This is a genomic window from Citrobacter sp. Cu231, assembly GCF_030332265.1.
Classification (GTDB): Bacteria; Pseudomonadota; Gammaproteobacteria; order Enterobacterales; family Enterobacteriaceae; genus Citrobacter; species Citrobacter meridianamericanus.
This window is the reverse complement of record NZ_JAOWIE010000036.1, coordinates 1-23,508: the sequence shown is the minus strand read 5'-3', so window position 1 is coordinate 23,508 and position 23,508 is coordinate 1. Positions and strand designations below refer to the sequence as shown.

General features: G+C 50.3%; 18 protein-coding genes and 1 pseudogene. 16 read left to right on the top strand and 3 right to left on the bottom strand.

Annotation, left to right across the window (positions count from 1 at the left end; all coding sequences use genetic code 11):
• The first annotated feature begins 434 nt into the window (after positions 1–434).
• The 11 genes from glmU to phoU all read left to right on the top strand — a co-directional run bounded on the left by glmU (position 435) and on the right by phoU (position 14,243).
• Complete coding sequence (gene glmU, locus OGY15_RS13090; RefSeq protein ID WP_151224047.1) at positions 435–1,805, top strand: bifunctional UDP-N-acetylglucosamine diphosphorylase/glucosamine-1-phosphate N-acetyltransferase GlmU; 1,371 nt, start codon at positions 435–437, stop codon at positions 1,803–1,805.
• 192 nt (positions 1,806–1,997) lie between these two features.
• Positions 1,998–3,827 carry a glutamine--fructose-6-phosphate transaminase (isomerizing) gene (glmS, locus tag OGY15_RS13085; RefSeq protein WP_003023813.1) on the top strand — a complete coding sequence of 610 codons (1,830 nt, stop codon included), beginning with the start codon at positions 1,998–2,000 and terminating at the stop codon, positions 3,825–3,827.
• Between the two features lie 462 nt (positions 3,828–4,289).
• Positions 4,290–4,874: a chaperone-usher fimbrial major subunit gene (locus OGY15_RS13080; RefSeq protein WP_151224055.1), complete on the top strand. Its 585-nt coding sequence runs from the start codon at positions 4,290–4,292 to the stop codon at positions 4,872–4,874.
• Between the two features lie 83 nt (positions 4,875–4,957).
• Positions 4,958–5,638, top strand: coding sequence for a fimbrial chaperone (locus tag OGY15_RS13075; RefSeq protein WP_151217175.1), 681 nt, complete (start codon positions 4,958–4,960; stop codon positions 5,636–5,638).
• 20 nt (positions 5,639–5,658) lie between these two features.
• Positions 5,659–8,196, top strand: coding sequence for a fimbria/pilus outer membrane usher protein (locus OGY15_RS13070; RefSeq protein WP_210905546.1), 2,538 nt, complete (start codon positions 5,659–5,661; stop codon positions 8,194–8,196).
• Between the two features lie 12 nt (positions 8,197–8,208).
• The gene (locus OGY15_RS13065; protein ID WP_286539516.1) at positions 8,209–9,270 is read left to right on the top strand and encodes a fimbrial protein; all 1,062 of its coding nucleotides are present in this window, start codon (positions 8,209–8,211) and stop codon (positions 9,268–9,270) included.
• 249 nt (positions 9,271–9,519) lie between these two features.
• Entirely contained in the window at positions 9,520–10,560 is a 1,041-nt protein-coding gene (pstS, locus tag OGY15_RS13060; protein WP_003023814.1) for a phosphate ABC transporter substrate-binding protein PstS, read from the top strand.
• Between the two features lie 262 nt (positions 10,561–10,822).
• On the top strand, positions 10,823–11,782 hold the full coding sequence (gene pstC, locus OGY15_RS13055; RefSeq protein ID WP_151217169.1) for a phosphate ABC transporter permease PstC: 960 nt from the start codon (positions 10,823–10,825) through the stop codon (positions 11,780–11,782).
• Positions 11,782–12,672: a phosphate ABC transporter permease PstA gene (pstA, locus tag OGY15_RS13050; RefSeq protein ID WP_003023819.1), complete on the top strand. Its 891-nt coding sequence runs from the start codon at positions 11,782–11,784 to the stop codon at positions 12,670–12,672. The genes pstC and pstA overlap by 1 nt, the downstream gene beginning before the upstream one ends.
• A 47-nt stretch (positions 12,673–12,719) precedes the next feature.
• Positions 12,720–13,493: a phosphate ABC transporter ATP-binding protein PstB gene (gene pstB / locus OGY15_RS13045; protein ID WP_003023821.1), complete on the top strand. Its 774-nt coding sequence runs from the start codon at positions 12,720–12,722 to the stop codon at positions 13,491–13,493.
• 24 nt (positions 13,494–13,517) lie between these two features.
• Positions 13,518–14,243 (top strand): phosphate signaling complex protein PhoU, encoded by a 726-nt coding sequence (gene phoU / locus OGY15_RS13040; protein ID WP_003023824.1) that lies wholly within the window; start codon positions 13,518–13,520, stop codon positions 14,241–14,243.
• 44 nt (positions 14,244–14,287) lie between these two features.
• Here phoU and yieH read toward each other — a convergent pair whose 3' ends face one another.
• A complete protein-coding gene (yieH, locus tag OGY15_RS13035) occupies positions 14,288–14,953 on the bottom strand; it encodes a 6-phosphogluconate phosphatase (RefSeq protein ID WP_286539513.1) in 666 nt (221 codons plus the stop codon).
• Positions 14,954–15,119: 166 nt separating this feature from the next.
• On the opposite strand from yieH, the gene adeP reads away from it, so the two are divergent.
• From adeP to phsC, 5 genes are all read left to right on the top strand, one after another.
• Positions 15,120–16,457: an adenine permease AdeP gene (adeP, locus tag OGY15_RS13030; RefSeq protein ID WP_003840586.1), complete on the top strand. Its 1,338-nt coding sequence runs from the start codon at positions 15,120–15,122 to the stop codon at positions 16,455–16,457.
• Positions 16,458–16,762: 305 nt separating this feature from the next.
• Positions 16,763–18,469: an HAL/PAL/TAL family ammonia-lyase gene (locus OGY15_RS13025; RefSeq protein ID WP_151217166.1), complete on the top strand. Its 1,707-nt coding sequence runs from the start codon at positions 16,763–16,765 to the stop codon at positions 18,467–18,469.
• Positions 18,466–20,046 (top strand): flavocytochrome c, encoded by a 1,581-nt coding sequence (locus tag OGY15_RS13020; RefSeq protein ID WP_247605086.1) that lies wholly within the window; start codon positions 18,466–18,468, stop codon positions 20,044–20,046. Before OGY15_RS13025 ends, OGY15_RS13020 begins: the two co-directional genes overlap by 4 nt.
• 1 nt (position 20,047) lies before the next feature.
• Complete coding sequence (locus tag OGY15_RS13015) at positions 20,048–20,464, top strand: cytochrome c3 family protein (protein WP_151217164.1); 417 nt, start codon at positions 20,048–20,050, stop codon at positions 20,462–20,464.
• A gap of 8 nt (positions 20,465–20,472) precedes the next feature.
• On the top strand, positions 20,473–22,080 hold the full coding sequence (gene phsC / locus OGY15_RS13010; protein ID WP_187259925.1) for a thiosulfate reductase cytochrome B subunit: 1,608 nt from the start codon (positions 20,473–20,475) through the stop codon (positions 22,078–22,080).
• A 42-nt stretch (positions 22,081–22,122) separates the two neighbouring features.
• Here the strand turns inward: phsC and OGY15_RS13005 are convergent, their stop codons facing one another.
• Both OGY15_RS13005 and OGY15_RS13000 read right to left on the bottom strand, forming a co-directional pair.
• The gene (locus tag OGY15_RS13005; protein ID WP_286539508.1) at positions 22,123–22,833 is read right to left on the bottom strand and encodes an AAA-type ATPase lid domain-containing protein; all 711 of its coding nucleotides are present in this window, start codon (positions 22,831–22,833) and stop codon (positions 22,123–22,125) included.
• A 49-nt stretch (positions 22,834–22,882) separates the two neighbouring features.
• Positions 22,883–23,508, bottom strand: a pseudogene (locus OGY15_RS13000) (IS1-like element IS1B family transposase); the annotation flags it as partial.

Here is a 23,508-nt window from a genome sequence, read left to right as displayed (position 1 = left end):
ATCGCCATGTTCAGCAATATGAGCTTTTAGCCTTTACCTGCATGTCCTGTGGCGCGATGCTTGATACGGTTTATCAGCCAGCGCCCCTTGTTGTAATAAATCCCCTCCCCCTACTCCTCTGCCTCAAATGTTTATTTTTGCTTACGCATTTTCGGTTTCTCACTGAATCACAAAATAAAATCGGACCATGCATTCGTAACTCTTTATTCATGCGGTAAAAAAATAGCAAAAACATTAACCTAAGGCTTTAATAAGAGCAGGTCCCAGGTTTTTTGAAGACAAAAGACACTGATATAGACGAAAATGGTGAGTTATCAGATGGGGAATTTCCCCGATTGAACGTTTTATCTTCGGTCCATTTTACGCTGAAAAAAATGTAGTATTTTCAATGTGAAACGGTATAAATTCGTTCTCAAATTACAGTCAGGACGTGTATGTTGAATAATGCTATGAGCGTCGTGATCCTTGCCGCAGGCAAAGGCACGCGTATGTATTCCGATCTCCCTAAAGTGCTGCATACCCTCGCAGGAAAACCGATGGTTCAGCATGTCATTGATGCAGCTAATGAATTAGGTGCGACTCACGTACATCTGGTCTACGGACACGGTGGTGATTTGCTCAAGCAAACGCTGAAGGATGGCAACCTGAACTGGGTTCTGCAGGCGGAGCAGTTGGGTACCGGCCATGCGATGCAGCAGGCGGCGCCATTCTTTGGTGATGACGAAGACATTTTAATGCTCTATGGCGATGTGCCGCTGATTTCCACCGAAACGTTACGTCACCTGCGTGAAGCGAAACCGCAGGGCGGCATTGGCTTGCTAACGGTAAAACTCGATGACCCAACCGGCTATGGGCGAATTACCCGCGATAACGGCAACGTCACGGGTATCGTCGAGCATAAAGATGCCACCGACGAGCAACGTCAAATCCAGGAAATAAACACTGGTATCCTGATTGCCAACGGTGCTGACATGAAGCGCTGGCTGTCCAGACTGACCAATAATAATGCTCAGGGTGAATATTACATCACCGATATCATTGCGATGGCGTATCAGGAAGGACGTGAAATTGCTGCAGTACATCCAGCACGCATTAGCGAAACAGAAGGGGTGAATAACCGTCTTCAGCTATCCCGTCTGGAACGTGTTTATCAGTCCGAGCAGGCAGAAAAACTGCTGCTGGCGGGCGTGATGCTGCGCGATCCGGCACGTTTTGATCTTCGCGGTACGCTTATTCACGGGCGAGATGTTGAAATTGATACTAACGTTATCATTGAAGGTAACGTAACCGTTGGGGATCGCGTCAAGATTGGCGCTGGCTGCATCATCAAAAACAGCGTTATTGGTGAGGGTTGCGAGCTTAGCCCATACAGTGTGGTGGAAGATGCCCATCTGGAAGCTGCTTGCACCATCGGTCCATTCGCGCGTCTGCGCCCAGGTGCTGAGCTGCAGGAAGGCGCACACGTGGGTAACTTCGTTGAAATGAAAAAAGCGCGTCTGGGTAAAGGCTCCAAAGCCGGTCATCTGACCTACCTGGGCGATGCGGAAATTGGCGATAACGTGAACATCGGTGCAGGGACGATCACCTGCAACTACGATGGTGCTAATAAATTTAAAACCATTATTGGTGATGATGTGTTTGTGGGTTCGGATACTCAGTTGGTAGCGCCTGTCACTGTGGGTAAAGGTGCGACCATTGCCGCCGGGACCACTGTTACGCGTAATGTCGCCGATAACGAACTGGTATTAAGCCGTGTACCGCAGGTCCATAAACAGGGCTGGCAGCGTCCGGTGAAGAAGAAGTAATTTAGTTTTTTGCCGAATGGCATACGTGTTTATTCGGCAGATAAGGGACGAGGAGATAAACATATATCTCCCGCCCACTAGTAATACCTATAAAAATAACCCCACTCTCTACAAGGCTCGGGGCGCCCGGAAAGGGCAAATACAGGTCAGCGACAACGACAGGCATAATGCCTAAATTCGGAATCAAAAAATATGTGTGGAATTGTTGGCGCTATCGCGCAGCGTGATGTAGCTGAAATCCTTCTCGAAGGTTTACGTCGTCTGGAATATCGTGGTTATGACTCTGCTGGTCTGGCCGTCGTCGATGCTGAAGGTAACATGACTCGTCTGCGTCGTCTGGGTAAAGTTCAGATGCTGACTGCTGCTGCGGAAGAACATCCGCTGCATGGTGGTACAGGTATCGCTCATACCCGTTGGGCAACACACGGTGAACCTTCAGAAGCGAACGCGCATCCCCATGTTTCTGAACACATTGTTGTGGTGCATAACGGCATCATTGAAAACCATGAACCACTGCGTGAACTGCTGAAAACCCGTGGCTATACCTTTGTTTCTGAAACCGACACCGAAGTGATTGCTCACCTGGTGCACTGGGAGTTGGAACAGGGTGGAACGCTGCGTGAAGCCGTGCTGCGTACTATTCCGCAGCTGCGCGGTGCCTACGGCACAGTGATCATGGATACCCGTAACCCAGAAACTCTGCTGGCGGCCCGTTCTGGTAGCCCGCTGGTCATTGGTCTGGGCATGGGTGAGAACTTTATCGCTTCCGACCAGCTGGCGCTGCTGCCGGTAACCCGTCGCTTTATCTTCCTGGAAGAGGGCGACATCGCGGAAGTGACCCGTCGTTCTGTCTCTATTTTCGACAAGTCTGGCGCAGAAGTGAAACGTCAGGATATCGAATCGAATCTGCAGTATGACGCGGGCGAAAAAGGTATTTATCGCCACTACATGCAGAAAGAGATCTACGAACAGCCGAACGCGATTAAAAATACGCTGACCGGGCGCATTAGCCACGGTGAAGTGGATTTAAGCGAGCTGGGTTCGCGTGCCAACGAGCTGCTGTCTCAGGTTGAACATATCCAGATTATCGCCTGCGGTACGTCGTACAACTCCGGTATGGTGTCCCGCTACTGGTTTGAATCGCTGGCGGGTATTCCTTGTGATGTCGAAATCGCTTCCGAATTCCGCTATCGTAAATCTGCTGTGCGTCGTAACAGCCTGATGATTACCCTTTCTCAGTCCGGTGAAACGGCGGATACCCTGGCGGGCCTGCGCTTATCTAAAGAGCTGGGCTATCTGGGATCGCTGGCTATCTGTAACGTTCCGGGCTCCTCTCTGGTGCGTGAATCTGACCTGGCGATGATGACCAATGCCGGTACCGAAATCGGTGTGGCCTCCACGAAGGCATTTACCACCCAGCTGACTGTTCTGCTGATGCTGGTGGCGAAACTGTCTCGTCTGAAAGGCCTGGATGCGTCTATTGAGCAGGAGATCGTTCACGGTCTGCAGGCGCTGCCGAGTCGTATTGAGCAGATGCTGTCTCAGGACAAGCGCATTGCTGCTCTGGCGGAAGGTTTCTCTGACAAACACCATGCGCTGTTCCTTGGCCGTGGCGATCAGTACCCCATCGCGCTGGAAGGCGCGCTGAAGCTGAAAGAGATCTCGTATATTCACGCTGAAGCATATGCCGCAGGCGAACTGAAGCACGGTCCGCTGGCGCTGATTGATGCTGATATGCCGGTTATCGTGGTCGCACCGAACAACGAACTGTTGGAAAAACTGAAATCTAACATTGAAGAAGTTCGCGCGCGTGGCGGTCAGCTGTACGTCTTTGCCGATCAGGATGCAGGCTTTACCAGCAGCGAAAACATGCACATCATTGAGATGCCGCATGTGGAAGAGGTGATTGCACCCATCTTCTACACAGTTCCGCTGCAACTGCTGGCGTATCACGTGGCGCTGATTAAAGGCACCGACGTGGATCAGCCGCGTAACCTGGCGAAATCAGTTACTGTAGAGTAATGCTTTGAGCCAACATAAGCCACCGGGATTCCGGTGGCTTTTTTTATGTCTGCATACAAAACACTATGTTTTGGTTGTTATTATAAATAACTACTTTTTTGTATTTTATTTGTTTTTTTTTATACCTGTTTGTTTATTTGTGTTTTTAATTGATATAAAAAATTGTTGTTAATTTTTTATTAATTTACTTTATGAATTATCATTGTGTTTTATGTAAATTAAATCTGAAAATCACATGAAAACAAGTGTCTGTTTTGAATTGATTATATATCTCGTGCTAATATTATAAAAGTAAGTATTGTTTTTTTGTATTTATTTTATTTTGCTTATATTTAAACTTGTTTAATTAATATTGATTTAATTGCTTATTGTGACAGGTTGAGTATTATTGCTGCCGTAGGGATAGCGTGTTTCATTATTTTAAATGGAACGCAAATATATAATATTATTGGTAGTGTCATAATGAAACTTAATTCAATTTCTCGCGTATTAATTTTATCCTTTAGCCTGTCTGCTGGTTATGCTATTGCAAATGATGGGAATGTTCACTTCACTGGCGAAGTTATCGACAGCACCTGCGAAGTGACGACGGAGACAGCAAATCAAACTGTCAAACTCGGGAAAGTTAATAAAACCGCATTTACCGGCGTCGGCAGCACGGCTGCGCCAGCTAATTTCCATATTGATCTGGATAAATGTCCGGCAACTTATACCAAGGCTGCCGTTCGCTTTGATGCCGTTGATACAAACGGTACATTTAAAGGCAATGCCGATGGCGACGTAACGGTAGGGTTCCCCGTGGAATCGACAGCGCCGGGCGATTTTACGGGAACAGGTACCGCAGCAGCGGCAACCGGCGTGGCGATTCGTCTTTATAACAGCAGCGATAACTCCCATCTCAAAATTGGCGACGATTCTACCCCTGTGACTATTTCTTCAGGGAAGGCCTCTATGCCATTTATCGCGCGTTATATTGCAACTTCTGCGACTGTAACGCCGGGTACCGCGAACGCCGATACGCAGTTCACCGTTATTTACACCAAGTAATAGACAATCATGAAATGAATGACGCTCATGTTGATAAAAATTATGAACAGTGGGCGTCTTTTTAAGGAGAAATTGTTGTGATTATGCGGTTACTGAAAGGAATCATTGCTGCACTGTTATTGGTTAATATTTCATCCTGTTTTGCGGGGATCGTGATTGGTGGTACGCGAGTTATTTTCCCCGGCAGTGAGATGGATACAACGATCTCTATTTATAACAAAGAGACTGAGCTTCCCTATCTTATTCAGGCATGGGTTGAGCCGTTTGACAGTAAAGATAAAAGTAAACCTCCTTTTACTGTTGTTCCTCCGGTGTCTCGCCTGGAAGCCAGCCAGGAAAAGATCCTGCGAATAATTAAAACTGCCGGTGATTTACCGAAAGATTGCGAATCTGTTTTCTGGCTGAGTGTGAAAAATATTCCCCCTACCAGCACCGACAAAGACAGCAGTAAGCTGGAAATTGCGGTGAAAACCAAAATCAAACTTTTCTGGCGCCCGGCGGGCATTACGCTCACGCCGGAAAAAGCCGTTGCCAACGTGAAATGGCATAAGCAGGGAAATAACCTGATTGTTAAGAATAACAACCCTATTCATATCAATATCATGGATGTGCTGATTGATGGAAAAGATGTACCGCTCAATATGATTCGCCCCTTTGAAACCTTAACCCTGCCTTTGCCTTCTGGCAGCGGCGGCCATTCACTGGACTGGCGCTTTATCTATGATACTGGCGCAGTGAGCAAGGCTCAGAAACAAGCGTTGTGATGGTCTTGAGAAGGAGTTTTATGCCAGGCTCACGTCTTTTTCCCGTACTTATTTCCGGTGCGTGTTTATGTGCGGCAACTCAGGTTGACGCACAGGGGTATTCATTTAACCCACGACTGCTGGAAATTGACCACCCGGTGGATATTGATATTCGCCAGTTTAATCGCGCGAATATGCAGCCGCCTGGGGAATATAAAGTTGATGTGGTGGTGAACGGCAAAGCCTTTGAGCCACAAACTATTCGCTTTGTACAGGACCCTCCCGAGTCGGAACTTCATCCGTGTTTTGTGGCCGTGAAAGAGGCGTTGTCTGCTCTTGGCGTGAAAGTCGAGGCGTTAAAAACGCTCAACGATGTCGATAACAGCGCCTGCGTCAACCCGATGCCGCTGGTTGAGGGATCTAAATGGGTATTTGATGCCAATGCGCTGGCATTAAATATCTCCGTGCCGCAAATTTACCTTGATTCAACCGCTCAGGGTTATATTCCTCCCTCCCGCTGGGATGAAGGTATTAACGCCCTGATGGTCAACTATGATTTTTCCGGCTCGCATACCCTTAAATCAAATTACGGTTCGGAAGATGACGATACCTACTACCTGAATCTGCGAAACGGGCTGAATATCGGCGCGTGGCGTTTTCGTAACTACAGCACGGTGAATGCCACCAACAGCAGCATTGATGTTCGCTCTGCCAACAACTACGTGCAACGCGATATCGCCACCCTGCGTAGCCAGATAATGGCTGGCGACACCTGGACGGCGAGCGATGTATTTGACGGCACCCAGATCCGCGGTGTCAGACTTTACACTGACGACGACATGCTGCCGTCGAATCTGAACAGCTTTGCACCGGTGGTGCGCGGTATTGCTAAAAGTAACGCCACGGTCACTATTCGTCAGAATAACTATGTGATTTATCAATCGGCTGTGCCTCAGGGAGCATTTGAGATCACCGATCTTAACACCACCAGCACCGGTGGCGATCTGGACGTGACCATCAAAGAAGAAAACGGTAGCGAACAGCATTTTACCCAACCCTACTCCACGCTAGCGATTATGAAGCGAGAAGGGCAAACCGACGTTGATATAAGCGTGGGGGAAATGCGCGATGAAAACCATTTCAGACCCAAGGTTGCCCAGGCACAGATTCTGCGCGGCCTACCGTGGGGTATCACTGCCTATGGCGGCACGCAAATCGCGCAGGATTACTCTGCCGTTGCGCTAGGCATTGGTAAAGATATGGGCTCACTCGGCGCGCTCTCATTTGACGTGACTCAGGCGCATTCTCATTTTGACGATAGCGATGATGAAAAAGGGCAATCTTATCGTTTTCTCTACTCTAAACGCTTCGATAATACCGATACCACTTTCCGCCTGGTGGGCTACCGCTATTCAACGCAGGGATACTACTCACTCAATGAGTGGGCCTCTCGTCAGAACGACAGCGAAAATTTCTGGAACACCGGGAACCGGCGCAGCCGGCTTGAAGGTACCTGGACGCAAGCATTTCCCAACGGGTATGGCAGTCTTTATTTAACGTTAAGCCGCCAGGAGTACTGGAAGACCAACGCCGTCGATCGCATGGTGCAGTTTGGCTATAGCAATCGCTGGCGAACAGTGTCATGGAACCTTTCATGGAATTATATCGACTCGGTTGGCACCTACTACGCTAACAATAATGGTTACGCAAACGAGAATAATAACGACCACGAACAGACGGTTATGCTTACACTCTCCTTCCCGCTGTCAGGAAGTATGACGAACAGCTACGTCGACTACTCCATGATGCAGAATAATCACCATGACAGTTCCATACAGGCGGGGATCGGCGGTACGCTTCTGGAAGATCGCAACCTCTCTTATAACGTTCAGGGCGCCTGGAATAACGCGGATAACGCCGCCTACAGCAGCAATGCTAGCCTCGACTATGATGGCACTTATGGTTCCATTAACGGCAGCTATGCCTGGAGCCGCGACACTCAAACCTTTAACTATGGCGCTCGTGGCGGCATTCTGGTACATGGCAGCGGTGTGACGTTCTCACAGGAACTGGGAGAAACGGTTGCACTGGTGGAAGCGCCTGGCGCGGCAGGGCTATCAGTGGAAAATGAAGGCGGCGTGTCGACCGACTGGCGGGGTTATACGGTGAAAACCCAGATGAATGCCTACGGTGAAAACCGGGTCGCCATCGACAGCCGCTACTTCTCGCGCGCCAATGTTGAGCTGGATAACACGGTGGTGAATCTGGTGCCGACGCGCGGTGCGGTGGTGAAAGCAACATTTGTTACCCATGTGGGATATCGCGTGCTGTTTACGGTAACGTTAGCCAATGGCAAGCCCGCGCCATTTGGTTCGATGGTTTCGGCTGAACTGGAAGCCGGTACGGTGACGGGCATTGTGGGCGATAACGGCGAAGTGTATCTTGCCGGGATGCCGGAAGAGGGTGATTTCGCATTAAGCTGGGGAAATAATGCCACGGACAAATGTATGGCACATTACTCATTTACAGCTAAACCGCAGGATACGAGTTTAGTTCAGCTTAATACCGCGTGTCATTAAAGGGATTTTACAATGAAAAAAAACTATTTAGCGTTGCTGTTTCCTCTGATATTGATGTCAGATCCCGTAATGGCTGAAGCAAATAAAGGTATGTGTGTTACCTCGTCAGGTACGCCGTTTCATAGTGTATTACCCTTTTATGGTAAAAAAATAAGCACAGTGCAGAACAAAAAAGGCCAGACGTTTAACTTTCCGACATCGACATCAGATAGTTATCCCGGGCATTGTGAATGCTCTCTGGGTAAATCCGCTCGGTTTTATTACATTTATTATACTGCCATCATGAATGAGGCTCTGACACCTACGGCTGTACGCAGCGGTGTTCATTATTATCAACTGAATGACTACCTTGACGTGGGCATTGCGATAGAAGTGTTGGGGCGAGGGAAAATTAATGCGCCTTTCGAAATGGAACAGAATATTCATCAAGGAACCTATTATGACTGTGGCCGTGTTCAGCCCCTTGATTTTACGAGCGGTGACTCCGCAACCATTTATTTTTATATCCGGGAACCCTTTATTGGAACTGTTACTATTCCGCCAACGCTAATGAGTCGGTTATATGCGACGATCAGTAATGATACACCCATTGATTATGCTCGCCCGCTGGCTGATGTGTATATTTCCGGCGATATCACCGCACCTCAGGAGTGTGAAATCAACGGCGGACAGACTATTGTCGTCGATTTTAACAAAATCCCCGCTTCAGAGTTCAGCAGTGTGCCGGGCACGGCGATAACGAGCCGAAAAATCCCGGTGAAGGTGGCGGTTAAATGTACGGGCATGTCTACCGGACAAAATATTGATATGTCGCTGCATGCCATGCAGTCCGGATCGTTATCTAAGGTGATTAGCACAGACAATCCCAATGTTGGGATCATTATGTATGATGAGTATGGCAATGCCACCGATGTTAACGGCGGACTCATGGACATTGACATGGGGCGAATCGTCTCAGGACGTGAGACGGGGGAGTTTAATTTTTCAGCCGCGCCAGCCAGCACCACCAGCACACGACCACAGCCGGGTATCTTTACCGCTGAGGCTACCATCATTGTGGAAATAAAAAACTGATCTTTCATGGGGCGGCTGTTTATGACAGTCGCTGTCATATTTCCCCGCCCGGACCTCATTCGTCGCAAAAAAAATGGCATTTCCACGAATATCATATGAATTAATTTCAATTTTTTCATGTAGTTAAAAGAACGTTTTTCGTTGTCATAAAACTGTCATATTTCGTACATTTAACTGTCACCTTTTTGTCCTATTTTGCTCACAGTAGCAACTCAAACAACAATTTACGAAAACCGTGCAGGAGACATTATGAAAGTTATGCGTACCACTGTCGCAACTGTTGTCGCCGCGACCTTATCCATGAGCGCTTTCTCTGCGTTTGCTGCAGCGAGCCTGACAGGTGCAGGTGCAACCTTTCCTGCGCCAGTGTATGCCAAATGGGCAGATACCTATCAGAAAGAGACCGGTAGCAAAGTAAACTACCAGGGTATCGGCTCCTCCGGTGGTGTAAAACAAATTACGGCCAATACCGTTGATTTCGGCGCCTCTGATGCCCCGTTATCTGACGAAAAACTGGCGCAAGAAGGCCTGTTCCAGTTCCCGACCGTGATCGGTGGCGTGGTGCTGGCGGTGAACATCCCTGGGCTGAAATCCGGCGAGCTGGTGCTGGACGGTAAAACGCTGGGCGACATCTACCTCGGTAAAATTAAAAAGTGGGATGATGAAGCCATCACCAAACTGAATCCGGGTCTGAAACTGCCTTCACAGAATATCGCCGTTGTGCGTCGTGCTGACGGCTCCGGTACTTCCTTCGTCTTCACCAGCTACCTGGCAAAAGTAAACGAAGAGTGGAAATCTAAAATTGGTTCCGGCTCTACTGTTAACTGGCCGACCGGTCTGGGTGGTAAAGGTAACGACGGTATCGCCGCGTTCGTACAGCGTCTGCCGGGCTCTATCGGCTACGTTGAGTACGCTTACGCTAAGCAGAATAACCTGGCGTACACCAAGCTTGTTTCTGCTGACGGTAAACCGGTAAGCCCGACCGAAGAGAGCTTCGCTAACGCCGCAAAAGGCGCTGACTGGAGCAAAACCTTCGCTCAGGATCTGACTAACCAGAAAGGTGACGACGCGTGGCCAATCACTTCCACCACCTTCATTCTGGTACATAAAGAGTCGAAGAAACCAGAGCAGAGCGCAGAAGTGCTGAAGTTCTTCGACTGGGCGTACAAAAACGGCGGCAAACAGGCTAACGACCTGGATTACGCCAGCCTGCCGGACAGCGTGGTTGAGCAGGTTCGTGCTGCATGGAAGACCAACGTGAAAGACAGCAGCGGTAAAGCGCTGTACTAAATACCCGTCATACTTCGAGCCGCAGCGGTGTTGGCTGTGTTTGTTCACCCCAGTCACATAGTGAATCTATGCTCCTGGGGATTAATGAGGGACATCCTTGTCCCTCACCGAAGGCAGCCTCCGGCTGTTCAAATTCGTTCCTGACGAATTTGTCACAAGCTTGCCGCCTTGCTGCAACTCGAATTATTTAGGGTATGGCATTACGTTAGCCGGGAAGCACGATAAAATGCGTGCTTCCTGGCCCAAACTTAAAGAGCGATTTATGGCTGCAACCAAGCCTGCTTTTAACCCACCGGGTAAAAAAGGTGACATGATCTTCAGCGCGCTGGTAAGACTGGCTGCGCTGATTGTACTATTGATGTTGGGTGGCATTATTGTCTCCCTGGTCATCTCCTCCTGGCCAAGTATCCAAAAATTTGGCTTCGCATTCTTGTGGACTAAAGAATGGGATGCGCCGAACGATATCTACGGTGCTTTAGTACCGATTTACGGTACGCTGGTTACCTCACTTATTGCGTTGCTGATTGCCGTTCCGGTGAGTTTCGGCATTGCGCTGTTCCTGACTGAACTTGCTCCTGGCTGGCTGCGTCGCCCGCTGGGCATCGCTATTGAACTGCTGGCGGCAATTCCAAGTATCGTGTACGGCATGTGGGGGTTGTTTATTTTTGCCCCGCTGTTTGCGACTTATTTCCAGGAACCGGTCGGAAACATCCTTTCCAACATTCCGTTTGTTGGCGCGCTGTTCTCCGGCCCGGCATTTGGGATCGGTATTCTGGCGGCTGGCGTGATACTCGCCATCATGATCATCCCGTACATTGCGGCGGTAATGCGCGATGTATTCGAACAAACGCCGGTGCTGATGAAAGAGTCAGCCTATGGCATCGGTTGCACCACCTGGGAAGTTATCTGGCGCATCGTCCTGCCGTTCACCAAAAATGGCGTGATCGGCGGCGTGATGCTCGGTCTGGGCCGTGCGCTCGGTGAAACCATGGCGGTCACCTTTATCATCGGCAACACCTACCAGCTCGATAGCGCCTCGCTGTACATGCCGGGCAACAGTATTACCTCTGCGCTGGCGAATGAATTTGCCGAAGCGGAATCTGGGCTGCACGTTGCCGCGTTGATGGAGCTGGGTCTGATTCTGTTTGTGATCACCTTCATCGTGCTGGCGGCATCTAAGTTCATGATCATGCGCCTTGCGAAGAACGAGGGGGCACGCTAATGGCTACGCTTGAAATGCAAAACACCGCTCAGCTTGCGGAATCCCGTCGTAAAATGCAGGCGCGTCGTCGCCTGAAGAACCGCATCGCGCTGACGCTCTCAATGGCGACCATGGCGTTCGGTTTGTTCTGGTTGATCTGGATCCTGATGTCCACGATCACCCGTGGTATTGACGGTATGTCGCTGGCGCTGTTCACCGAAATGACGCCGCCGCCGAATACGGCGGGTGGTGGTCTGGCGAACGCCCTGGCCGGTAGCGGTCTGTTGATTCTGTGGGCGACCGTGTTTGGTACCCCGCTTGGTATTATGGCGGGTATCTACCTGGCGGAGTATGGGCGTAAGTCCTGGCTGGCTGAGGTCATCCGCTTTATCAACGACATTCTGCTTTCTGCGCCATCCATCGTGGTCGGTCTGTTCGTTTATACCATCGTAGTAGCAAAAATGGAGCATTTCTCCGGCTGGGCGGGCGTAATCGCGCTGGCGCTGCTGCAGGTGCCTATTGTTATTCGTACCACAGAGAACATGCTCAAGCTGGTGCCGGATAGCCTGCGTGAAGCCGCCTATGCGCTGGGTACGCCGAAGTGGAAGATGATTTCTGCAATCACCCTGAAGGCGTCTGTCTCGGGCATCATTACAGGGGTTCTGCTGGCTATTGCACGTATCGCCGGTGAAACGGCTCCGCTGCTGTTTACGTCGCTCTCCAATCAGTTCTGGAGCACCGACATGATGCAGCCAATTGCCAACCTGCCGGTCACTATCTTTAAGTTTGCAATGAGCCCGTTTGCTGAGTGGCAACAACTGGCCTGGGCTGGGGTACTGATTATTACCCTGTGCGTACTGCTGCTGAACATTCTGGCGCGCGTCATTTTCGCGAAGAAGAAACACGGTTAATTTTTAACGGCGTGGCGGATGCGGCGCCGGATGAGGAAGAGATTGAAATGAGTATGGTTGATACTGCCCCAGGTAAGATTCAGGTTCGTGATTTGAACTTCTACTATGGCAAATTCCATGCCCTGAAGAACATCAACCTGGATATCGCGAAAAACCAGGTCACAGCGTTTATCGGGCCGTCAGGTTGTGGTAAGTCGACGCTGCTGCGTACTTTCAACAAAATGTTTGAGCTGTACCCAGAGCAGCGTGCGGAAGGTGAAATCCTGCTGGATGGTGACAATATTCTCACCAACACCCAGGATATCGCGCTGCTGCGTGCCAAAGTCGGCATGGTGTTCCAGAAGCCGACGCCGTTCCCAATGTCTATTTACGACAACATCGCGTTTGGCGTACGTTTGTTTGAGAAACTCTCTCGTGCGGATATGGACGAGCGTGTGCAGTGGGCATTGACCAAGGCCGCATTGTGGAATGAAACCAAAGATAAATTACACCAGAGCGGGTACTCTCTCTCCGGTGGTCAGCAGCAGCGTCTGTGTATTGCGCGCGGTATTGCCATTCGCCCGGAAGTGCTACTGCTTGATGAGCCGTGTTCAGCGCTCGACCCGATTTCTACCGGGCGTATTGAAGAGCTGATCACTGAGCTGAAAGAAGATTACACCGTTGTTATCGTTACCCACAACATGCAGCAGGCTGCGCGTTGTTCCGATCACACGGCATTTATGTACCTGGGCGAGTTGATTGAGTTCAGTAATACGGACGATCTGTTCACCAAGCCCGCGAAGAAACAAACTGAAGATTACATTACTGGCCGCTACGGTTGATATGCCCGGGCATCTGGAGAAATGATGGACAATTTAAACCTTAATAAACATATTTCCGGCCAGTTCAATGCAGAGCTGGAAAGCATCCGTACCCAGGTGATGACCATGGGGGGCATGGTAGAGCAGCAGCTTTCTGATGCGATTACCGCCATGCACAATCAGGATAGCGAGCTGGCGAAGCGCGTCATTGAAGGCGATAAGAACGTCAATATGATGGAAGTGGCGATCGACGAAGCCTGCGTGCGCATCATCGCCAAGCGTCAACCTACCGCCAGCGACCTGCGTCTGGTGATGGCGATTATCAAAACCATTGCCGAGCTGGAACGTATTGGCGACGTTGCCGACAAAATTTGCCGCACCGCGCTGGAGAAGTTTTCGCAACAGCATCAGCCGTTGCTGGTTAGCCTGGAGTCGCTGGGCCGTCACACCGTACAAATGCTGCATGACGTGCTGGATGCGTTTGCGCGTATGGATCTCGATGAAGCGGTACGTATTTATCGCGAAGATAAGAAAGTCGACCAGGAGTATGAAGGCATCGTGCGTCAGCTGATGACCTACATGATGGAAGACCCGCGTACCATTCCAAGCGTACTGACCGCACTGTTCTGCGCACGTTCAATCGAGCGTATCGGTGACCGCTGCCAGAATATCTGCGAATACATCTTCTACTTCGTGAAGGGGCAGGATTTCCGTCACGTGGGCGGAGATGAGCTTGATAAACTGCTGGCGGGCAAAGACCCGAAAGAGTGATGTTTGTGGCGGGTGGCGTTAACGCTTACCCGCCCTATCTCAACTTAACGCGTAATATTCCAACCCCGCGCCTTCCACAATTCCGGCAACTGCGCCAGATCGGTAAAGGTCGTGACTTTTGGGTTTTCGATCAGTTTGTTATGCGGATCGGCACAGAAGTAGAACACTTCCATCCCCGCGGCAATTCCCGCCTGCGCGCCTGCGCTGGAATCATCAACCAGAATGCAGTTCTCAACGTTAACGTCCATTGCTTTTGCCGCATGGAACATCAGGGCCGGATCGGGCTTCCAGCGTTGGATATCGTAGCCGCTGAACAGTAAATCAGGAAAATGGTGCAACATGCCCAGCTTACCCAGCGAATGCTGCATTTTGCTGACCGGACCGTTTGATACTACGCACATCGGTACTGTCATGCAGTCCAGCAGAGCATTTGCCCCAGCGATAACCTCCAGTTCCGAGTCGAACAGGCGTGCGACCTCAGCGCGGTAAACGGGCTCTAAATTGGCTTTCTCCAGCGTAACGCCGTGCTCTTCGTTGATGATATCGATGATTTCGTAGAGTTTTACGCCTTTAAAGCGTTTGAACACCTCTTCGAGATCGAGTTTGATACCGAACTCCTGGAACATGGCGACATACGCGCGGGAACAGATCACTTCACTGTCGACCAGCGTACCGTCGCAGTCAAAAAATACCGCTTCTATCTGGGACATGCCTTCCTCTTATCGCTAGTTTAACGTTTACGTCATGCTTATTTACGCCACGCAATCGTTGCCGTATAAGCAAAATCAATGAAAAAAGTTGCTCATAACCCAACCCTATTGTCGCATTTTGGTATAGGATAGCGACGAATTTTCCCTCCTTGTTCGGAAATTGATAATGAGTCAACAACACACAACCCAGGCTTCTGGCCAGGGGATGCTGGAACGCGTGTTCAAACTGCGCGAACATGGCACAACGGCACGGACCGAAGTGATCGCCGGTTTAACCACTTTCCTGACGATGGTGTATATCGTTTTTGTTAACCCGCAAATTCTTGGCGTGGCTGGCATGGATACCAGCGCCGTCTTTGTTACCACCTGCCTTATTGCTGCATTTGGTAGCATCCTGATGGGGCTTTTTGCCAACCTGCCGGTCGCACTTGCGCCTGCTATGGGCCTGAACGCATTCTTTGCCTTCGTGGTCGTTGGCGCGATGGGCCTGTCATGGCAGATCGGTATGGGCGCAATCTTCTGGGGTGCGGTAGGTTTGCTGCTACTGACAATTTTCCGCGTACGTTACTGGATGATTGCCAACATCCCAGTGAGCCTGCGCGTGGGGATCACCAGCGGTATCGGTCTGTTCATCGGTATGATGGGGCTAAAAAACGCCGGCGTTATCGTCGCCAACAAAGACACGCTGGTGTCGATTGGCAACCTGACGTCCCACAGCGTGCTGCTCGGTATTTTGGGCTTTTTTATCATTGCGATTCTGGCGTCACGTAACATTCACGCAGCAGTACTGATTTCTATCATTGTGACCACGCTGCTGGGCTGGATGCTGGGTGATGTCCATTACAACGGGATCGTCTCCGCGCCGCCGAGCGTGATGTCGGTTATCGGGCATGTTGACCTGGCCGGTTCGTTTAACATTGGCCTTGCAGGCGTGATTTTCTCGTTCATGCTGGTTAACTTGTTTGACTCCTCCGGTACGCTGATTGGCGTGACGGATAAAGCCGGCCTGGCAGACGCGAAGGGCAAGTTCCCACGCATGAAGCAGGCGCTGTATGTGGATAGCGTGTCCTCTGTTACCGGCGCGTTTATTGGTACCTCTTCCGTTACTGCCTATATTGAATCCTCTTCCGGGGTGTCGGTTGGTGGCCGTACCGGCCTGACTGCAGTCGTCGTTGGCCTGCTGTTCCTGCTGGTTATCTTCCTGTCGCCGCTGGCGGGAATGGTGCCGGGATATGCCGCCGCCGGTGCGCTGATTTACGTTGGTGTCCTGATGACATCAAGCCTGTCGCGCGTGAAGTGGGAAGACCTGACCGAAGCGGTTCCGGCGTTTATTACCGCCGTGATGATGCCGTTTAGCTTCTCGATCACCGAAGGTATCGCACTGGGCTTTATTTCCTACTGTGTGATGAAAATCGGTACCGGACGTTTCCGCGATCTCAGCCCGTGCGTCATTGTTGTTGCGCTGCTGTTTGTACTGAAGATTGTGTTTATCGACGCGCATTAATGTAGAACATGCTTCGGCTTTGTTATCAAGGCTGAAGCATTTCCTGTCTGATTGTCTTTTATTCCTGCCCCAAAATATCAAGCCTGAAAATTATCTCTCTGCGGACAAATCATCTCTGTTATTTATGCCCGTGTTTTAGCGAGTTGTGGTTTCTTCTGGTGAATTATCTGTTAACAGATTGAAATGTTTTTACTTTGGTTTTTTTGAAATATCAAAAATAGCCTTAGTAAATGCAGGGGCTATTTCAACTTTCGCACAGGCATTTTTCGTTACTGTTTCTTATCTCTATTAAAAGGAGTTTAGAAATGAAGAAGACTGTCATTGCGACGTTCTGTATCTCTCTGTTTTTTCCGCTATTCGCAAACGCTACCACCAGCGTGACGCTGGATGGTCATTCATTAACACTGGATGATGCCTGGGCCATTGCTCAGGGGGAAAAACAGGTTGAGATCGCTGCCACTGCGATGGATCGCGTCGATAAAGCCAATAAACTTTTAATGATTGCTGCCGGAAAAGGCGTTCCCGTTTACGGACTGACAGTAGGAGTGGGACTCAATAAAGACAAATCTTTGTTTGATGCGCATGGAAAACTGACTCCGGAGGTTATTCAGGCCTCTCGTGAGTTTAATATCAACGCTCTGCATGCGCATGCGGCGGGCGTTGGTCCAGACATGCCGGATGAACTGGTGCGTCTGGCTATGGTGATTCGCCTGAATACGATGTTAACGGGAAATACCGGCGCCCAACCGCAGGTTGCCAAAATGTATCAGCAGTTTCTCAATAAGCACATTACCCCCGTCGTGCCCTCACGGGGCTCTGTGGGTGAAGCTGATATCACGCTTGCCTCTCATATCGGCGATGTGATGATTGGTGAATGGCGCGTTCGCGTGAAAGGTGTCGAGATGGATTCGGCAAAAGCGCTGAAACAGGCGGGTATTGATAAGCTGGAACCACTCGGCAAAGATGCGCTGTCGATTCTTTCTTCCAATGCAGTATCAACGGCTTATTCTGCGCAGGCTCTGCTGGAGTCCAGACAGATTATTAACGTCACCCCGGCGGTGTTCGGTTTATCACTGGAAGCGCTGAATGGCAACGTTGCGCCATTCCTGTACCAGAGTTTAAGCGTTAGACCTTTCCCTGGCATTCAGGATACTGCCGAAGCGATTCGAACTGCGCTTACGGGTTCTTATCTCTGGCAACATCAGGATGGACGTCCTTTGCAGGACCCGCTCTCTTTCCGTACGACGGTATTTGTGCTTAATGAAGCGCGTCGCGAATGGAATGAAGCCTGGCAAATGCTGGAAATCCAGATGAACAGCTCGGATGACAATCCCGCAGTAATCGTGAATGCCGATCGTTCTTTGGCGGAAAATAGCCAGGTTGAGCAGTATTTCGTGAGCGCAAAAGAGGCCAATGGCGAAACCCTCAGCGGCGCGATTTTCCCGACCTCTAATTTTGAACCGCTGCCTCTGGCGCTGGCGATTCAGAATCTGTCTTTGGCGATGGGACATCTGGCGCATAACAGCGTGCAGCGCACTTTGCATTTATCTGACGATCATTTTACCGGACTGAGTCGTTTCCTCGCTTCCGACACCAATCAGCAGGGACATGCCTTCGGCGCTATTCAGAAGCCACAGGTTGCGTTACTGGCGGATATTCGCGACCTGGTTAACCCGGTATCACTGGATGGACAACCGATGGCGGGAACGATTGAAGATACCTACACCAACAATCTCCGGGCGTCCAAGCGATTGAGTCAAATCGCGGATGATATGCGCAGTATTTATGGTCTGGAACTGTTGCACGCCAGTCAGGCTGTCGATCTACGGAAACAGAAAAATCCTGACCTGAAGTTGGGTGAGATGACCGGCAAACTCTTTGCCGCCTATCGTGAAAAAGTACCGTTTGTTGTGCAGGATAGGATTTTTACTGACAACATTGCTGATTCATCCGCGTTAGTTGCATCGTTTCCTTCCGGTTCCCTGGTCAGTACGCAAGCTGGGAGCAAATGACGACAATGAAAAAAACCGTTAATGCGTCGCGGCGAGCCTTTTTGACGAAAAGTACCCTCCTGGCGACCGGCGGCGCGCTTACGGCGCTGACTGGAAAGGCGCTGGCGCAGGATAACTGTGCCCCGGCTTCGTTGGTTCGTTACCATAAAGTCTATGATGTGATCGTTGTCGGAAGCGGCTTTGCCGGACTGGCTGCTGCACTTGAAGCCGCTCAGGCTGGCCGCAGCGTGCTGGTGATTGAAAAGATGCCCGTTTTTGGTGGCAACTCAGCGATTAACGGCGGTGCGGTTGCCGTAGCCGGATCGCCTGCGCAGAAAAAAGAAGGGATCGTCGATTCACCAGAGTTGATGTTTAAGGACATGCTGAAAGCTGGGCGTGGGCTAAATGATAAAGACCAGTTGAAGATTCTCGTTAACAACACGACCGCTGCATATGAGTTTACCCTACAACACGGTGTAAAATATAAACCGTTCGTACAGCATTTTGGCGGTCACTCTGTCCCTCGTACGTTGCAAACGGTAGAGAGTTCCGGGGCGGGGATCACTCGGCCGCTAAAAGAGTCCGCCATGAAAATGGGCGTTATTTTTCGCGCCCAATGCAAGCTGGAATCTTTTCTGCAAAATTCGCAAGGACGTGTTATCGGTCTGACGGTACGTGACGGCTATCGTTTTCCGGATGAACAGAGCGGCAAGATAAGGCATTACGGCGCGCGTTACGGCGTGGTGATGTGTTCTGGCGGTTTTTCCAATGATCTGCGTTTTCGTAAAATGCAAAACCCCATGCTGGATGAGCGTGTCGATTCCACCAACCACCCTGGTGCTACGTCGGAATGTCTGGTGCAAATGCTACGTATTGGCGCAACGCCGGTGCAGCTTGATCTTATCCAGCTAGGCCCCTGGTCTTCGCCAGACGAACGCGGATTTGGCTACGTTTCGCAGTTCAATACCATCTCAGGTTTTCCTAACGGAATTATGGTTAACCCTCGTTCTGGTCATCGCTTCACAAATGAGCTTGCTGATCGTAAAGAGCGTGAAGAGGGGATTCTGGCGCAGGTGGATGAGAAAGGGGATCCACTTTATCCCATCTGCTTCACCACGCTTGAAGGTGCGAAACTGGCTCAAAGTCTGAAGCATGCCTTGCATTATGGTGTCGCCTGGCAGTTTGACTCACTGGATCAGTTGGCGGCGCATTTCGGCATACCTTTCGACGTACTGCAAGAAGAGGTGGAGGCCTACAATGCGGCCGTTGCGCGCAAAGGTGGCGATCGCATGAAAAAAGATGTGAGTCGTGCGGTTCCGTTAGACAAAGGGCCATTTGTTGCCGTACGCGTATGGCCTAAAGTGCACTACGTCATGGGTGGTGTGCAGATCAGTATGCGCACAGAGGTACTCAACGCGGCTGATAGCAAACCCATCCCCGGTCTGTACGCTGCCGGAGAAGCGACAGCAGGTTCGCATGGTGGAAGTCGTCTGGGGAGCTGTGCCGTTGCGGATTGTCTGGTTTTTGGCCGAATTGCGGGGCTTAGCGTTGCCTCAGCAACTGCTGCGGATGAAGCCTTTGACGTTGAGGGAATTTAATATGGCAAAATTATGGATAGCCCTGCTGTTGCTGTGTATTGGTGGTTTTTCCCAGGTCATCGCTGCGACTGACGACGAAGCTGCTTTTCATCAGCAACTGAATACAATGAACGTCAAGCCTTATCACCATTCACTGGAGTCCACCGGACGCAATACATCATGTCAGTTATGTCACGGTTCCAGCACGCCCGTCGCGGCGCCGAATGATAAGTCCTGCCTGAGTTGCCACGGTTCGCGCGACCAGATTGCTGAGTTAACGCAACCCAATCCGCATGACAAGAATGCTGAGCCCAACCCGCATGATTCAATGCACTACGGCAAAGATGTTCCTTGTACCGCTTGTCATAACGAACATAAACCCTCGGTAATTTATTGTAATAATTGCCATCTCTTTAAATACCCGGATATGAAGCCATGAGGGACATCATGCGCGGATTATTAACAAGAGGGCTATTCTTTCTGCTGGTGGGATGGATACCCCTGTCGGGATATTGTGCGCCAGTGCCGGCAGCGCAGCTCAATCAACCTTGTCTGGCATGCCACGCTGATGGCGATATTCAAGGGATCTCGACGGACAAAGTGCAGGCGAATTTAGTTGTCTCTGCCGATAAATATCACGACAGCGTGCATGGTGAAGTGCCGTGTATCGCCTGCCATCAGAGCCAACCCGGAAGCGAGGGATTTTCTGTCACCCCGCATGTTCTGAAGCCGGGCGACGACCAAAACTGCGAAAGTTGTCATGGTGTGGCCATGCGCGATACGGTGCATGCCGTACAGCAGAGTGTCCACAGTGAAAAGATAGCCAAAGGACTCTTCTCTTGTACCTCATGCCATAACGCGCACACCATGACGGCGGGAGAACTAAACCATCCGGGTAAACAACGGGTTGCCGACGACAATTTGATGTGCACGAATTGTCATTCGCGGGCGGGAGTCTTTACACAGCTGTCTGGTGGGAAAAGATCTACATCTCAGGATATGGCGCACTCTGCGTTGCCTTATGCTTCTGAACATCTCAACAGTTTACGTTGCATCGACTGCCATGCCGATGCTGCGGATACCACTTTGCATCGTATTCTGCCTGCTTCAAAAGCCATCAGCTGTGTACAGTGTCATGGCGATGGAACGCTGCTAACCGCTCGGCGAAAAACGTTCGCGCCTGATGAAAATGCCATGGCAGGTAGCTTGTTAGGGAAAGGATTATTTGATGATGTCTCTCTTAGAGAAAAACTGACGGCGGTGGCGCCTCCTGTTCCCGCTGTTCGTCAGATAGATGGTGTGTTATTTACCGATACCTACATGATTGGTAATAACGGCAGCGGTCAGGCCGATCGCTTCATTGCCTGGGCGCTGGGCGGCTTCGTAGTGTTGCTACTCTGTCATGGTTTGGGGCGGCTAATCATGTCGCGTCGCAAGGCAGATATGCCGCTGGAGAAAAGTTACCTCTACACGCTGCCTGTTCGCTGCTGGCACTGGCTGAACGCACTCTGTTTTGCCGCGCTAATTATCAGCGGCTGTGCCTTGCACTGGGTGAGTGCGCGATTCTCGCTGTGGGTTGATGTACACAATATTGCAGGGGTATCGCTGTGTGTTATATGGCTGGGTTTTATCCTGGTGGCGATGTGCGGCAACGGGCATCATTATCAGGTGCGCTGGCAGGGTATTACGGGGCGACTTATCCGTCAGACTCGTTACTACCTGTATGGCATTTTCCGGGGTGAACCTCACCCGGAACATGCGTCGCCAGCGGCTAAATTCAATATTCTCCAGCAACTGGGCTATATTGGCGTGATGTTCCTGTTATTGCCGCTGCTCATTGTGACCGGATTACTGATGATGTACCCCGGTTATACGCCAGAAACCCTGTTTGCGTTACCGGGTAAGCAGGTTGTGGCCTGGCTCCATTACGCTTTGGCTGTCGTGATGGTGGCATTTATCATCGTGCATCTCTATTTATGTAGTACGGGGGATACGCCGGGGGCACTGATTAAAGGTATGCTCGACGGTTTCCATCGCGCCAGAAAACAAAAATAAAGGCTGCTCCCCTTTTCCTGAAGAGGGAAAGGGGACGTCAGATTATTTTTCTTTCACCACAATGCCCAGTTTTTTTATTTTGCTGTATAGCGTGTTGCTGTTAACCCCAAGTAACTCTGCTGCACCGCCTTTACCTGATATTTTCCCCTGACTTTGTTGTAACGCCATTTGGATATGTTGGCGCATTGCGTCATCAAGCGGAGGGATGGCTATCGCATTTCTCTCCTTTGGTAGGACAATGTGTAACTCATTGCCCGTGCAACGGAAAAACGCATTTTCTAATAATCCTATCAATTCCGTAATGTTGCCCGGCCAGTGATACTTCAATAATAAGCGTAGTGAATCATCACCCAGAACAGGTAAAGAAGTGCGTTTATACTGGCTTGATAGCTTCCTCAGGTAATAGGTCAGCAGCAGAGGAATATCATCATAGCGATGCCGCAACGGTGGCAATGTAACGACCTGACAAAGGGTGTTTGCATAATGTTGGTTTGTCAGACAGTGAGTGGATATATCGTGATGAAGTGTGTTTTTTACCATTGAAAATGGAAGTGTTTGTATGGCAATAATCTGTAGCTGGCAATACTCACTGTAATTTGAGTGCAGCGCCAGTAAAAACGTTTGCCAACGATCCGGAAAAGAATTTATTTCTTTTATCAGTAAAGATCCCTGATGCAAGATCAGAAATGAAGCTATGTTAGGTGGTTTGTTGAAATCAATAGTTATTGTGCGGTTCAGTACACCATTTTTCATGACGATCAACTGCCCCTGAGGATTAATCAATCCAGGTAATGACTCCAACTTATTGATAGTGTTTTATGTTCAGATAATGCCCGATGACTTTGTCATGCAGCTCCACCGATTTTGAGAACGACAGCGACTTCCGTCCCAGCCGTGCCAGGTGCTGCCTCAGATTCAGGTTATGCCGCTCAATTCGCTGCGTATATCGCTTGCTGATTACGTGCAGCTTTCCCTTCAGGCGGGATTCATACAGCGGCCAGCCATCCGTCATCCATATCACCACGTCAAAGGGTGACAGCAGGCTCATAAGACGCCCCAGCGTCGCCATAGTGCGTTCACCGAATACGTGCGCAACAACCGTCTTCCGGAGCCTGTCATACGCGTAAAACAGCCAGCGCTGGCGCGATTTAGCCCCGACATAGCCCCACTGTTCGTCCATTTCCGCGCAGACGATGACGTCACTGCCCGGCTGTATGCGCGAGGTTACCGACTGCGGCCTGAGTTTTTTAAGTGACGTAAAATCGTGTTGAGGCCAATGCCCATAATGCGGGCTGTTGCCCGGCATCCAACGCCATTCATGGCCATATCAATGATTTTCTGGTGCGTACCGGGTTGAGAAGCGGTGTAAGTGAACTGCAGTTGCCATGTTTTACGGCAGTGAGAGCAGAGATAGCGCTGATGTCCGGC

Excerpts from the sequence above, each read along its gene's own strand:
- pstC (WP_151217169.1), top strand. The coding sequence starts at position 10,823 with ATGGCTGCAACCAAGCCTGCTTTTAACCCACCGGGTAAAAAAGGTGAC.
- OGY15_RS13020 (WP_247605086.1), top strand. The coding sequence starts at position 18,466 with ATGACGACAATGAAAAAAACCGTTAATGCGTCGCGGCGAGCCTTTTTG.
- pstB (WP_003023821.1), top strand. The coding sequence starts at position 12,720 with ATGAGTATGGTTGATACTGCCCCAGGTAAGATTCAGGTTCGTGATTTG.
- pstS (WP_003023814.1), top strand. The coding sequence starts at position 9,520 with ATGAAAGTTATGCGTACCACTGTCGCAACTGTTGTCGCCGCGACCTTA.
- OGY15_RS13025 (WP_151217166.1), top strand. The coding sequence starts at position 16,763 with ATGAAGAAGACTGTCATTGCGACGTTCTGTATCTCTCTGTTTTTTCCG.
- yieH (WP_286539513.1), bottom strand. The coding sequence starts at position 14,953 with ATGTCCCAGATAGAAGCGGTATTTTTTGACTGCGACGGTACGCTGGTC.
- phoU (WP_003023824.1), top strand. The coding sequence starts at position 13,518 with ATGGACAATTTAAACCTTAATAAACATATTTCCGGCCAGTTCAATGCA.
- OGY15_RS13065 (WP_286539516.1), top strand. The coding sequence starts at position 8,209 with ATGAAAAAAAACTATTTAGCGTTGCTGTTTCCTCTGATATTGATGTCA.
- glmS (WP_003023813.1), top strand. The coding sequence starts at position 1,998 with ATGTGTGGAATTGTTGGCGCTATCGCGCAGCGTGATGTAGCTGAAATC.
- OGY15_RS13075 (WP_151217175.1), top strand. The coding sequence starts at position 4,958 with ATGCGGTTACTGAAAGGAATCATTGCTGCACTGTTATTGGTTAATATT.
- OGY15_RS13015 (WP_151217164.1), top strand. The coding sequence starts at position 20,048 with ATGGCAAAATTATGGATAGCCCTGCTGTTGCTGTGTATTGGTGGTTTT.
- pstA (WP_003023819.1), top strand. The coding sequence starts at position 11,782 with ATGGCTACGCTTGAAATGCAAAACACCGCTCAGCTTGCGGAATCCCGT.
- phsC (WP_187259925.1), top strand. The coding sequence starts at position 20,473 with ATGCGCGGATTATTAACAAGAGGGCTATTCTTTCTGCTGGTGGGATGG.
- OGY15_RS13005 (WP_286539508.1), bottom strand. The coding sequence starts at position 22,833 with ATGAAAAATGGTGTACTGAACCGCACAATAACTATTGATTTCAACAAA.
- glmU (WP_151224047.1), top strand. The coding sequence starts at position 435 with ATGTTGAATAATGCTATGAGCGTCGTGATCCTTGCCGCAGGCAAAGGC.
- OGY15_RS13080 (WP_151224055.1), top strand. The coding sequence starts at position 4,290 with ATGAAACTTAATTCAATTTCTCGCGTATTAATTTTATCCTTTAGCCTG.
- adeP (WP_003840586.1), top strand. The coding sequence starts at position 15,120 with ATGAGTCAACAACACACAACCCAGGCTTCTGGCCAGGGGATGCTGGAA.
- OGY15_RS13070 (WP_210905546.1), top strand. The coding sequence starts at position 5,659 with ATGCCAGGCTCACGTCTTTTTCCCGTACTTATTTCCGGTGCGTGTTTA.